Raw genomic sequence first — 12,827 nt, 5'->3', positions numbered from 1 at the left:
TCGTCAGGGCGACTGCAACCGTGCTCGAGGTGACGAGGCCGCTCACCGTCTCCCGGAAGCGGACGTCTTCCTCGTGATGGCGACCCGCCGCAACGACGCCCTCGTCACCCGTCGGCGACTCGACCACCGCATCAACGAACCGATTGCGGATCTGCCCCCGCTCGCCGTCCTGGCGTGGCCGGGGCCCAGATCTCCGGGTGGTGTGAGGACAGCGGGCAACGGCTCCTCTCACGCGTGTTGAGAACGCCGTCGTCGATCGCTCCGAGCAGGCGCACTGCGACCGGGGACATCCCGGGCGCGGTCAGCCTTTGCCAGACTGCTCCGAGTCATCCACAAAACTGCACACCTGGCTGTGCGCTGCTGTCCGCCCTCGTCGGCGCGGGGAGCGGGGCGGACTCACGACGGCTCCTCAACTCCTTTGTCACGGGCAACCGTCATGGCGTCCCCGCCCGTGCGGCGCGCAGAGGAGGACAACCCCTATACGTCATCCCAGGCCATTGAGCTCATCCTCCAACCGACAGGTGTCCGGATGAACTGGGTCGTCTTGCGGCCGGATCCCTCGAACCACTCGCCATTGAGGAAACCGGACTTGCGGTACTCGCTGAATCGGTGCGCGATCGACCCGAAAATCTCGGTCCGCTCGGCAACTTCCCATTCGGAGAACTCCGTCAGCGTTCCGTCTGTGAGGATCTTCTCCCGGGGCTCGACGAACGCGTCGAGGTGGTAGATCACCGGCTCGTCCCCGACGTTCTTGATAATCATTCCTTGTGGAATGAACACCTCACGGACAGCACCCACGTTCGGTCGACTGCCGCCGGTGTTGGTGAACGCACCGAGGAAAGAGTTCATCAGCTGGTCGAGCTCGGCCTTGACGTCGGACACGGATCCCCTCCCGCAAGTGAAGCACCTCGCGCCTGATCGTCGCCCAACGCCGGCCTGTCGGCAAGGTCGACGTACTTGGTCCTGCTCCCAGGGGCGGGGCAGCCTCCATGCACTCGGTGAGTGATGCTGCGAAGAACAATGGCCTGCCCGGCCCCGGGCAGGCCGCCGATGGTGCTGCCCGCACCCGCACCTACGTCCGGGACTTGATGCAGGGCCTCGCGGTGCCGGTCGAGAACCGTTACGGACTGCGCCCCGCGGCGCGGCAGAAGAACAAGATCGCCGCCAGATCGGTTCAGTCGGTGGGCGCCTTCTGCTCGACGACGATCTCCCGCTTGACGATCTTGCCCGTTGCTCCCTTGGGGAGTGCGTCGGTGAATGTGACGATCCGCGGATACTTGTAGGCCGCCACCCGCTGTTTGACATGGTCGCGTATTTCATCGGCCGTGATCCGTGCACCGTCCCGGAGGGTCACGACAGCGGCTATCTCCTCTCCGTAGGTCGCGTGCGGCACGCCGACTACTGCGGCCTCGGCGACGGCCGGGTGTTCGTAGAGAACCTCCTCGATCTCACGTGGGTAGACGTTGTATCCGCCGCGGATGATGAGGTCCTTTTTCCGGTCGACGATGAAGTAGTAGCCGTCCTCGTCGACCCGGGCCAGGTCGCCGCTGTGGAACCACCCGTCCCGGACGGCATCCGCGGTCGCATCGGGACGATTCCAGTAGCCCTTCATCACGTTGTCGCCTCGGATCGCGATCTCACCCACCTCGCCCGGGCGCACCGAGGTGCCGTCGTCCGCCACGAGCTTGAGTTCGACCCCGCGGATCGGGAGGCCGATCGAGCCGGCCTTGCGTGGCCTGTCCGGGGGGTTGAACGACGCGACAGGCGAAGTCTCCGACAGTCCATAGCCCTCCAGTACCGTGACGCCGAATGTCTGTTCGAAGTCGTGCAGCACCTCGACCGGCAAGGAAGCACCGCCGGAAACGGCCAGGCGCAGTCGCGAGAGGTCGTGGCCGTCGGGGATCTCGGTGTGGAGCAGGGCTGTGTACATCGTGGGGACGCCCAGGAAGATGGTGGCCCCGTCGTGATGCATGATCTCCAGCGCCTTGGCCGGCTCGAACCGCGGCAGCAGGGTCAAAGTGGCGCCCGCGGCGACGGCAGTGTTGAGAGCGCAGGTCTGCCCGAAGGCATGGAACAGCGGCAGGCCCCCGAACAGCACGTCGTCCGGCCTGACGTGGAGCAGCGTCTCGGTCGCGGTGGCCGCGTTGGTCATCAGGTTGCGGTGGGTCAGCTCGGAGCCCTTCGGGGTTCCTGTCGTGCCCGATGTGTAGAGGATCACGGCAGTGTCGTCCTCTGCCCGGTCGGCGACGTGGGGCATCGGCTCGGTGGCCCGCACTTGGGTGTCGAACGTCGGCGAGTCGGTGACCAGGCAATCGGCCCCGACTTCCGCCGCGGCCATTGCGACCTGGTCCGCGCACTGCGGGAGCGTCACCACGATCCGCGATCCGGAATCCCGGAGAGTGAAGGCCATTTCACGGGCCTTCAACAGCGGATTCATCGGTACCACCACGCCACCGCAGCGGAGGATGCCGTAGTAGGCGACCGGGAAGCAGGTGACGTTGGGCATGACCAGCGCGACGCGGTCGCCCGGCCGGACGCCCTTGGTCTGCAACAGTGCCGCGAACCGGGCGCTCGTGTCGTTCAGTTGGGCATAGGTGAGGGCGATCTCACCCTGGCGAACGGCGACGCGGTCGCCGTCGGCCCGGGCGGATTCGGTCAGGAGCGTGGCGAGGTTGTTCATCCGGTTTCCTCTTCGATCTGGATGGGCGACGGTCACCGTTGGTGCCGGCAGCCGCCGAGGCCCACGGAGTTCTGTGTCGCGATCACGTCGCGGGGGGCAACCCCGCCGCGGTCGGGACCGCCACCGGTGCTCTGCGGACCTCCCCAGAAGTCGGGCGGCAGGCCGCGTCCCTGGCGCGCGGTCAGCCACAGCCGCAGGACGTGGCGCTTCAGTTCGGGCTCGGCGAAGTCCTCATATTCCGTGCGGGAATGAAGAACCGCATGGTTGTTGAGGAACAGCAGGTCGCCGACCTCGAAGTCGACCTCGAGCCGGAGCTCCGGTGACCCTGCCAGCGCGTCGACGAGGTCGAAGAGTTCCACGTCCTTCGGCTCCAAGCGGGGAATGTCAGGAAAGCGCTGTGCGGATTCGAGGTAGCAGCGGTTGTAGCGCATGCTGAGCTTGCCCCCGCTCCAGGACACGAGCGGGACCGCGGCGTACGGGCGCTCGCCAGGGGCTTGCTCCTCCCGCAGGTCGAGGAAATGTGGGCGGTACAGGCGCTCGAGCAGATCCGGTCGCCGTGCCAGGACGGCATTGCAGACAGCTGCCGAGCTGACGACGGAGGTCCGTGCACCGGAGCGGGCCGCTTGCAGGCACAGCAGCCCGAGGGCATCGGATCCGTCGGTGTGGAACGGCAACCTCGCTCTGGTCTGGTACCCGCGCGTTCCCGGGTCGGCAAGGCTGCGTCCGGTGTCCCGGGCGTGGCCCAGCATGTGGCCTGATGCGTTCTGCGACACCGGAACACCCAGATGCTGGCCCACTCCCCAGAAAATGGTGCTCGCCGCCGCCTGGCTGTATCGCTCGACCGGAATGCGTTTGACGAGCACGAATCCGCGTCCGTTCTCCAGTACGTCGGCGATGCGTTCCAATTCGTCGGCCAGGGTCGGCAGCGGAAAGTCGCCGGCGGTCATCTTGAGTAGGGGAAGGCCCCGCGCCCGCACCGCTCGCAGGGCCGCCTCCAGCTCGTCGATCTGAGCCGGCGTGAGCCGCAGGACCCATTCCTCGGAGTCTGCCAGGTCCGGACCCGCCCACACGGCCGGCCCGGTGCAGGGCCGACGCAGCACGTTGATCACGCTTGTCATGGTGACCTCCCTCAAGTCGTACGTGTCTCTTCGGACTCGTGTGCAGCTCATTGCCGGCTGGAACAGGAATCGTGCGTACGACCTGTCGCCTTTCTTTGTGGAATATTTCTGACGACTTCGGTGCTTTTCATCGCCCCGAATCCTTGATCTGCGGGAAATTCCGTTCCGCCTTTTCAGGGCTGGTCAGCACTTGAACTTTTTGCGATGGTGCTCTCCGTTGGATTCCGATCGGCCGGGACGCCGTATCCAGACGGAGGACCCCCACCGCAGTGGTGCAACGCTAGGTCACGACGTGGCCCATGGCTTGACGTGACGTGACATCTCACTTATCACTTGGGGACAAAGCCCCCTGGAGCGCGCCCATGAAGCCTCTTGTCCGCAATGCAGCGCTGAACAGCTGTGTCGAGGTCAGCCAGTCGCTGGGCATCGATCCGCGGGCCCTGATGAAGCGTGTGGGCCTGGACCCTGTCGGCCTCGCGGTCCAGGACAGATGGATCCCCGGCACGGCGGTCACCCAACTGCTCGAACTCTCGGCGGCGGCCTCACGGCGCGGGGACTTCGGCCTGCTCCTTGCCGAGCGACGCAGCTTCTCCAATCTCGGCCCCATCAGTCTGGTCCTGCGCGACGAGCCCGATGTCCGCAGCGCCCTCGAACTTCTCGTCCGCCATGAGCACATGTACAACGAGATGCTCCGCAGCCGGCTCTCCGGGGCGAACGGCCTGGCCACCCTCAAGGTGAGCCTCGAGCTGGGTGAGGCCGTGGGCGCCCGCCAGGCCACGGAGCTGGCCGTGGGTGCCTTCCACGGGGTCCTCCGCAGCTTTCTCGGTGCCCGGTGGCAGCCGTTGTCCGTGTGCTTCACGCACCACGCGCCGACGGATCCCGGTACTCACCGGCGTCTCTTCGGTCCCGTAGTGGAATTCGACCGCGAGTTCAACGGGATCGTCTTCTACGCCAGCGATCTCAAGGCTCCCAACCCCATGTCGGACCCGCTGCTGCGGACCTACGCCCGGCAGTATTTCGAGTCCATCGCGGTCTCGAAGGACACCACTGTGCTGGACCGCGTGCGCGAGCTGATCGAAGTCCTGCTGCCCACCGGGCGCTGTTCGATCGAGCAGGTCGCAGACAGCCTCGGCATCGACCGGAGGACGATCCACCGGCACCTCGCGGCCTCGGGCGAGACGTTCTCCGCCGTTCTCAACGCCATACGTACCCAGCTCGCGGAGCAGCTCGTGGCGAACCCGCGCCGCTCGTTCACGGAGATCTCCGGGCTTCTGGGATTCTCGGCACCGAGTGCTTTCTCGCGCTGGTTCCGCGAGCGGTTCGGCTGCAGCCCGAGGGAGTGGCGGGTCCGCGGCACCGGGCAGCGGCCTTCCGGCGAGGAGTGACCACCAAGGTTTCTGCAGACGCGCGGAACGGCCGCTCACGCCCTGTCCCGGCATGACCCTGCCCGGGTCCGGGGACGACGGCCGCGACGGCAAGGCATGTCCCCAAGCGGTAAGTCTTCTGTCACCTTCGGTCAAGCGCGCGCGCTGGCGCGCCCTTAACGTTGCCTCACCGCAAGGGACATGGCCGATCCCACGAGGACGGGCAGAAATCCTGCCCGCAGCCGAATGTTCCCTCCCGGGCCCGCTGATCGTATCCGAGCCCCCGGCGAGCCCGGGAACCCGTCTGCATTCCCGCGTCCGCTCCTCGCAAGCCCTTGGGCCTCGCATCGAAGTCAGTGATGCGTGCGGCGAGTGAAGACCCATCCGACAAAGGAGATGGACCGTGCACTTCTTCGACGACTCCCTGTATCCGGAGAACCAGGAGAGGCTGGTCATCCAGGCCGCGCCCTACGGGCCGGAGTGGTTGCCCGGTGACGCCGACGACCTACCGCTCACCATGGACGAGCACGTGCAGGCGGCCGTCGACTGCTACAACGCCGGCGCCACGGTGCTGCACATCCACGTGCGCGAGCTCGACGGCCACGGATCCAAGCGCATCTCCATGTTCAACGAACTGATGGCCCGCCTGCGCGAGGCCGTGCCGGACATGGTCCTGCAGATCGGCGGGTCGATCTCCTTCGCCCCCGAGGACGAGGGCGGCGACGCCAAGTGGCTCAGCTACGACACTCGCCACATGCTGGCCGAGATCACTCCCAGGCCCGACCAGGTGACGATCGCGATCAATACCAACCAGATGAACATCGTCGAGCTCTTCGACGACGAGGACATCGAGGGTACGTCGATCGCCAAGCCAGGCTACTACAAGGCCTATCGGGACATGGTGGTCGAGGCAGGGCCGGACTTCTACCTCGAGCACCTCACGCGGCTCCGTGCCAACGGCATCCAACCGCACTTCCAGCTCGCCAACATGGCGCAGCTGGAGACCGTGGAGCGGCTGATCCGCAAGGGCATCTACAGCGGTCCGCTGGTGCTCAACTACGTTGCCATCGGCGGCGGGTTCGCCGGCCGGCACCCGGCGGATCTGATCGAGTTCATCCGCCGTGTCCCGGACGGCGCCGTGCTCACCATCGAGGCATCCATGCGCGCGGTGGCGCCGATGAACGCGATCGGCATCGCCCTCGGCACGCACGTGCGGGTGGGCAACGAGGACAACCTGTGGCGGCACAAGGGCGAGCGGATGTCTTCCGTGGAGCAGGTCGAGCAGATGGTCAAGATCGCCCATGCGCTCGGGCGTGAGATCGCCACCGGGCAGGAGGCGAAGAAGATCTACAAGATCGGCGAATGGTACTCGGACGCCGCCGAGACCCTGGACCGGCTCGGCATGGTGCCCAACCGCCGCCCCGGCCGGCGCGGTTCCATGCTGCGCGACCTCAAGAGCTGACTCGACCCACTGGCGGCGGCCAGGGTTCCCGCCCCGCCGCCGCCCCGCACAGCCCCCACACACGAGCAAACGGAGCACGTCATGGCACATGCCATTCGATTCCATGAAACCGGTGGCCCTGAGGTCATGCGGTGGGAACAGGTCGTCGTCGGCGACCCGGGTCCGGGCGAGGTACGGATCCGGCACGTCGCCGTGGGACTCAACTTCGCCGACACCTATTTCCGCACGGGCCTGTACCCGGCTCCACTGCCTGCGGGGCTCGGCGTGGAGGCCTCGGGTGTGATCGAGGCCGTGGGCGAGGGGGTGTCGCATGTCGCCGAGGGCGACCGTGTGACCTACACCGGCAGTCCGCTGGGCGCCTACAGCACGGAGCGGGTCATGCCCGCGGATTCACTGATCAAACTGCCGGACGGGATCGGCTGCGAGACAGCCGCGGCGATGACCATGCGCGGACTCACCTCGGCGTACCTGCTGCGCCGGATCCACCCGCTGAACTCCGGCGATACCGTGCTGCTCCATGCGGCGGCCGGCGGCGTCGGTCTGATCTTCTCCCAATGGGCGAAGCTGCTCGGCATCACGGTGATCGGCACGGTCTCCAGCGAGGAGAAGGCCGAGGTCGCCCGCGCCCACGGCTGCGAGCACATCATCTACTACCGGCGCGAGAACGTGGCCGAGCGGGTGCGTGAACTGACCGACGGCAAGGGCGTCCCGGTCGTCTTCGACAGTGTAGGCAAGGACACCGTCGCCGGATCCATGGCATCGCTGCAACGCCGCGGCCTGCTGGTGTGTTTCGGCACGTCCTCCGGGGTCCCGCCGCTCGACGCCATGCAACTGGCCATCCATGGCTCGCTGTTCGTGACCCGCCCCGCGCTGGCCGACTACATCGCCGAGCCCGCGGAGCGGGACGCCCTGGCCGGGGAGCTGTTCGGGCACGTCGCGGCCGGTCGCATCAAGATCGAGACCAACCAGCGCTACGCCCTTCAGGACGCGGTACAGGCCCATCGTGACCTGGAAGCGGGACGGACCACGGGATCTTCCGTCTTCGTCCTCTGAGCCCGCCGTGCCCCGCACGTGACCCCCAGGAGTGAGCACATGCCCCAGACCGTCCGTCCGAAGGAAGACACGCCCGCCCTGGTGCGTCCGGGCGTCCTGCGTACCTCGATCAAGGTTGAGCCGCTGACCTGCACCATCGGCGCCGAACTGTCCGGTGTGAACCTCGGCGACGCCGCGCGCGACGGCGATCTGTTCGCCGACATCAAGGCGCTGCTGCTGCAGTACAAGGTCTTGTTCCTGCGGGACCAGGACATCACGCGCGCCGAACACATCGCCTTCGCCGGGCGCTTCGGCCCGCTGGAGGACCATCCGGTGGTCGGCAGCGACCCCGACCACCCGGGGCTGGTCCGCATCTACAAGGACCTGGACAGCAAACCCGAGCACTACGAGAACGCGCTGCACTGCGATGCGACCTGGCGCGCGTGCCCGCCCATGGGCGCCGTGCTGCGCTGCGTGGAAACACCAGAAGTGGGTGGTGACACGATCTGGGTCAACATGGCTGAGGCCTATCGCAGGCTGCCGGAGCACATCAAGACGCAGATCGCGGACCTGCGCGCACGGCACAGCATCGAGGCGACCTTCGGAGCCGTGATGCCGACGGAGCAACGCCACCAGCTGAAGGCCCGCTTCCCGGATCCGGAGCACCCGGTGGTGCGTGCCCACCCGGAGACCGGCGAGCAGATTCTGTTCGTCAACGCCTTCACCACGCACTTCGTCAATTACCACACGCCCGAGAACGTGCGCTTCGGCCAGGACTACGCCCCCGGAGCGGGCAGTCTCCTGAACTACCTGATCAGCCAGGCGGCAGTCCCCGAGTACCAGGTGCGCTGGCGCTGGCAGAAGAACAGCGTCGCCATCTGGGACAACCGCTCCACCCAGCATTACGCCGTCCAGGACTACTGGCCCGCCGTGCGCAAGATGGAACGCGCGGGGATTGTCGGCGACCAACCTTTCTGAGCCCCTACCAGAGACAAAAAGGTGATGCCAATGGGAGTGCACACTGCCGGCACAACGGTGCCAGGGAGGTCTCCCACCGCACCGGCTGTATCCCGTAGCTATGCCTGGCTGGTGTTCGCCCTCGGTTTTGGGCTTCTGCTGTCCGACTACATGTCGCGACAGGTTCTCAACGCGGTTTTTCCCCTGCTGAAAGCGGAATGGCTGCTTTCCGATGCCGAGTTGGGCTCTCTCAGCGGCATCGTGGCCCTGATGGTCGGAGTGCTCACCTTCCCTCTGTCCCTTCTGGCGGACCGCTGGGGCCGGGTCAGGATCTTGGTCATGGCCGCGACCGCGTGGAGCCTGGCGACCCTGGGCTGCGCCATTTCCGCGAGCTACGGCCAGATGTTCCTGGGCCGGTTCATGGTGGGCGTCGGAGAGGCGGCCTACGGGAGCGTCGGCATCGCGGTGGTTCTCAGCGTGTTCCCCATCGGTTTGCGAGCCACGCTCTCCGGAGCCTTCATGGCGGGGGGTTCGTTCGGATCCGTGCTGGGCGTGTCGGTCGGCGGTGTGATCGCCCAGGAGCACGGCTGGCGCTGGGCGTTCGGCGCGATGGGAATCCTCGGACTGGTTCTGGCCGCGGTCTACGGCCTCGTGGTCACCGAGAAGAGGCTGGGCCCGGCGTCCATACGCGACAGCGCCGTGTCCGGCGAACGCGCCCCCATCCGGGCCCAGCTGCCGCGTCTGTTCTCCTCGGTCTCCGTGGTCTGCGCCTACATCGGCAGCGGGCTGCAGATGTTCATCGCGATGGCCCTGCTCGCGTGGATACCCAGTTTCCTCAACCGGTACTACGACATGCCTCCTGCGAAGGCCGGCCTGGCCGCCGGGGTCTTCGCGCTGATCAGTGGCATTGGCATGATCCTCTGTGGGATCGTCGCGGACCGCCTCAGCCGGAAGGCCGCGGCCCGGAAGTGGATCGTTGCGATCGTCTGCGCTCTCGGGTCGTTCGTGCTGCTGATGGTGGGATTCCACTTGCCGGTCGGCTTGCTGCAGCTCGTGTTGATCGCGGCCGGGACCCTGGTGGCCGGCGGCACCGCCGGTCCGGCGGCCGCCATGGTGGCCAATCTGACGCCCGCCGCCATTGCGGCGACGGCTTTCGCCACCCTCACTCTGGCCAACAGCCTGCTCGGGCTGGCCCCCGGGCCCGCGGTGACGGGCATGCTCGCGGACCACCTGGGCCTGCTCGGCGCACTGCAGGTGATCCCGCTCGTCGGGCTCGCGGGCAGCGTGGCCTTCACCATAGGCAAGTTCTCCTACGAAAATGACCTGCGCCGCCTGGGGCTGCTCCCCGGGCCGGCGCTCAAGACACCGGAGTTGCAGTCATGATTCTCAGCGCTCAGCCGACGGTCGTCATCGTCCCCGGACTGCGCGATCATGTGCCGGACCACTGGCAGACCGTCCTCGCCGACAAGATCGCTGACGCCCGAACCGTACCCCCGCTGGAGAAGGACAGGCTGAGCCGCGATGCCCAGGTCGCCGCACTGGACGAGGCGCTGTCGGACATCTCCGGGCCCGTCGTGCTGGTTGCCCACAGCGCCGGGGTGATGACCACCGTGCACTGGGCGCAACGACACCGGCGTCCCGTCAAGGCCGCACTGCTGGCGGCGCCGCCGGACTTCGACACGCCGCTGCCGGAGGGCTATCCCACCCCGGAAGCCCTGCGTGAAAACGGCTGGATGCCGACGCCGCGGACACCCCTGCCCTTCCCCAGCATCGTCGCGGCGAGCACGAACGACCCCCTGGCCGCTGCCGATCGCGTCGCTGATCTCGCCCGGGCATGGGGGAGCCGCCTCGTGGACCTCGGCCCGGTCGGACACCTCAACCCTGCCTCCGGCTACGGCGCATGGCCCCGGGCGGAGGAGTTCGTCCGCGAGCTCGGCCGACCTTCGTCCGACATGTCCGCCTGACCGACGACGGCTTTCCCTCACGGCTCTTTCCTGCCCGCGCCGGGCAGGAGGGAGCCGTGTGCCGCCGCACCCCTCGTTGCAGACATGTCGGTGCGTCCCGTAGGCGCTTGCCCTGGCCGGACTCTGCGCACCGTCCCCCACCCGCACGACCCGCCCCTGGAGGCGCTGATGAGCACCGATGCCGACCTGCTGTGTTCCCCCAGCCGCTCGACGGCCGAAAGTTCCAACATCGCCGGCTTCATGCGCTGGCTGAGCGAAACGCGGGGACTGTCCTTCTCCGGCTACCCGGAGCTGTGGCGGTGGAGCACCACCGACGTGCCCGCCTTCTGGTCGGCGGTATGGGAGTTCTACGGCCTCGGCGCCGTCAGCGGCTACGACGAGGTGCTGGCCGACGCGTCGATGCCCGGAGCCTCCTGGTTCGGGGGAGCGCGGATGAACTTCGCCGAGCAATGCTTCGCCCGTGCCACCGACGAGCGCCCGGCCTTGATCAGTGTCTCCGAAGGCGGCGTTCCGGTGGAGACGTCGTGGCGGCAGCTCGGACGCGATGTCGCCGCTGTTGCCGCATCCCTTCGCGAGATGGGTGTGGGGCCCGGTGACTGCGTCGCCGGTTACCTCCCGAACACATCGCATGCCGTGGTCGCGTTGCTGGCCAGCGCCGCTGTCGGCGCGGTGTGGACCGTGTGCTCGCCGGACTTCGGTACGTCCAGCGTGCTCGCGCGGCTGCAGCAGGCGCAGCCGACGGTTCTGGTGGCCGCCGACGGCTACTCCTACGGGGGGAAGAAATTCGATCGGCGTCCGGCGGTCGCTGAGATCGCGGACGGTCTGCCCACGGTCCGGCATCTGATCGCCGTCGGCCATCTCTCCACGTCCTCGACCTCCTCATCGTGGTCGCAGCGGCCTCAGCTGGAGCAGCACACATGGCCCGCGCTTCTCGACAACCAGGCCGGACTCACCTTCGCCGACGTCGCCTTCGACCACCCCCTGTGGATCTTGTGGTCATCGGGCACCACAGGCGTACCGAAGGGCATCGTGCAGGGTCACGGCGGCATCGTCGTCGAGCTGCTCAAGGCCCTCGGTCTCGGCGTCGACCTGCGGAGCGACGACCGCTACTTCTTCCATACGTCCACCAGTTGGATGGTGTGGAACTTCATGGTCGGCGGCCTGCTGCACGGTGCCACGATCGTCCTGTACGACGGCAGCCCCACGTACGCCGGCGTCAACGGCGTCTGGAAGGTGGCCGAACAGACGCGCGCGACGATGGTCGGCGTGGGAGCGGCCTACCTGGTCGCCGCAGAGAAAGCGGATGCGCACCCAGCAGCCGAGATCGATCTGAGCGCTCTGCGGTCCATCCTGCAGACCGGCTCATCGCTTCCCGGCAGCACGTGGCGCTGGGTCTACGACCGTCTGGCCCCCGAAGCCTGGCTGCAGTCGATCTGTGGAGGGACCGATGTCTGCTCGGTTCTCGCGGGGGGCTCCCCGCTGCTGCCGGTGCGGGTCGGCCGGATCCAGTGTCCCGCGCTCGGCGTTGCCATCGCCGCCTGGGACGCCTCCGGGCAGCCGCTTGTCGGGGCCCAGGGGGAGCTGGTGGTGACCGCACCGCTTCCCTCGATGCCGTTGCACTTCGTCAACGATCCGGAGAACCGGCGCTATCTGGCGAGTTACTTCGATGTCTATCCCGGAGTCTGGAGGCACGGCGATTGGGTCACGGTCGAACCGGACCTGTCGGTCGTGGTGGCGGGACGATCGGATTCAACACTCAACCGTATGGGCGTGCGCATGGGGTCCGCCGACATCTACGCCGTTGTCGAGCAGCTTCCCCAGATCGCGGACAGTCTGGTCATCGGCGCCGAACTGCCGGACGGCCGTTACGTCATGCCGCTCTTCGTCGTCCTTGCCGAAGGGGAATCAGTCGACGACACACTCCGGAGTGCCATCGCGACATCGATCACACACACGCTCTCACCTCGGCACGTGCCGGATGTCATCGTTCCGATAGCTGCCGTGCCGCGCACCTTGACCGGGAAGAAGCTGGAGGTCCCCGTCAAACGCATCATCCAGGGAGCCCGCGCCGCTGATGTGAGCGCCGAGGGTGCCGTCACCCACCCCGAGATGCTGACCTGGTTCGAGGGGTTCGCCACCAGGATCCCTTCCGGAAGCCGACACGGCCGCCGGGACGGCAGGTGATCTCCATGCCCCTTCCTGGGACAGACCGCGCCCGGCGTCGGCGGGGTTCCGCGGGCGCGTCCGTTC

The 12,827-nt window shown here is 67.3% G+C and carries 10 protein-coding genes; 7 read left to right on the top strand and 3 right to left on the bottom strand.

Annotated features, from left to right (window positions below; translation table 11 throughout):
* Nucleotides 1-477 precede the first annotated feature (477 nt).
* The 3 genes from ACF1B9_RS24535 to ACF1B9_RS24525 form a co-directional block, all read right to left on the bottom strand.
* Nucleotides 478-849, bottom strand: coding sequence for a DUF4440 domain-containing protein (locus ACF1B9_RS24535; RefSeq protein WP_391743624.1), 372 nt, complete (start codon nt 847-849; stop codon nt 478-480).
* A gap of 325 nt (nt 850-1,174) precedes the next feature.
* Nucleotides 1,175-2,680 carry a long-chain fatty acid--CoA ligase gene (locus tag ACF1B9_RS24530; RefSeq protein WP_391743493.1) on the bottom strand — a complete coding sequence of 502 codons (1,506 nt, stop codon included), beginning with the start codon at nt 2,678-2,680 and terminating at the stop codon, nt 1,175-1,177.
* 32 nt (nt 2,681-2,712) lie between these two features.
* Complete coding sequence (locus ACF1B9_RS24525) at nt 2,713-3,798, bottom strand: TauD/TfdA family dioxygenase (RefSeq protein ID WP_391743494.1); 1,086 nt, start codon at nt 3,796-3,798, stop codon at nt 2,713-2,715.
* Between the two features lie 362 nt (nt 3,799-4,160).
* On the opposite strand from ACF1B9_RS24525, the gene ACF1B9_RS24520 reads away from it, so the two are divergent.
* The 7 genes from ACF1B9_RS24520 (at nt 4,161) to ACF1B9_RS24490 (ending at nt 12,761) form a co-directional block, all read left to right on the top strand.
* Nucleotides 4,161-5,183, top strand: a complete 1,023-nt coding sequence (locus ACF1B9_RS24520; RefSeq protein ID WP_391743496.1) for an AraC family transcriptional regulator — start codon at nt 4,161-4,163, stop codon at nt 5,181-5,183.
* Between the two features lie 382 nt (nt 5,184-5,565).
* Nucleotides 5,566-6,624 (top strand): 3-keto-5-aminohexanoate cleavage protein, encoded by a 1,059-nt coding sequence (locus ACF1B9_RS24515; protein ID WP_391743497.1) that lies wholly within the window; start codon nt 5,566-5,568, stop codon nt 6,622-6,624.
* Nucleotides 6,625-6,705: 81 nt separating this feature from the next.
* Nucleotides 6,706-7,677 carry a quinone oxidoreductase family protein gene (locus ACF1B9_RS24510; RefSeq protein WP_391743498.1) on the top strand — a complete coding sequence of 324 codons (972 nt, stop codon included), beginning with the start codon at nt 6,706-6,708 and terminating at the stop codon, nt 7,675-7,677.
* Nucleotides 7,678-7,716: 39 nt separating this feature from the next.
* On the top strand, nt 7,717-8,634 hold the full coding sequence (locus ACF1B9_RS24505) for a TauD/TfdA dioxygenase family protein (RefSeq protein ID WP_391743500.1): 918 nt from the start codon (nt 7,717-7,719) through the stop codon (nt 8,632-8,634).
* 111 nt (nt 8,635-8,745) lie between these two features.
* Nucleotides 8,746-9,996, top strand: coding sequence for an MFS transporter (locus ACF1B9_RS24500; RefSeq protein WP_391743501.1), 1,251 nt, complete (start codon nt 8,746-8,748; stop codon nt 9,994-9,996).
* On the top strand, nt 9,993-10,577 hold the full coding sequence (locus ACF1B9_RS24495) for an RBBP9/YdeN family alpha/beta hydrolase (RefSeq protein WP_391743503.1): 585 nt from the start codon (nt 9,993-9,995) through the stop codon (nt 10,575-10,577). The genes ACF1B9_RS24500 and ACF1B9_RS24495 overlap by 4 nt, the downstream gene beginning before the upstream one ends.
* A 168-nt stretch (nt 10,578-10,745) precedes the next feature.
* Nucleotides 10,746-12,761 carry an acetoacetate--CoA ligase gene (locus ACF1B9_RS24490; protein ID WP_391743504.1) on the top strand — a complete coding sequence of 672 codons (2,016 nt, stop codon included), beginning with the start codon at nt 10,746-10,748 and terminating at the stop codon, nt 12,759-12,761.
* Nucleotides 12,762-12,827: the final 66 nt, after the last annotated feature.

This window comes from Streptomyces sp. NPDC014727 (genome assembly GCF_043083485.1).
Taxonomy (GTDB): domain Bacteria; phylum Actinomycetota; class Actinomycetes; order Streptomycetales; family Streptomycetaceae; genus Streptomyces.
The sequence above is the reverse complement of the archived record's forward strand: the minus strand, read 5'-3'. Positions and strand labels throughout refer to the sequence as shown.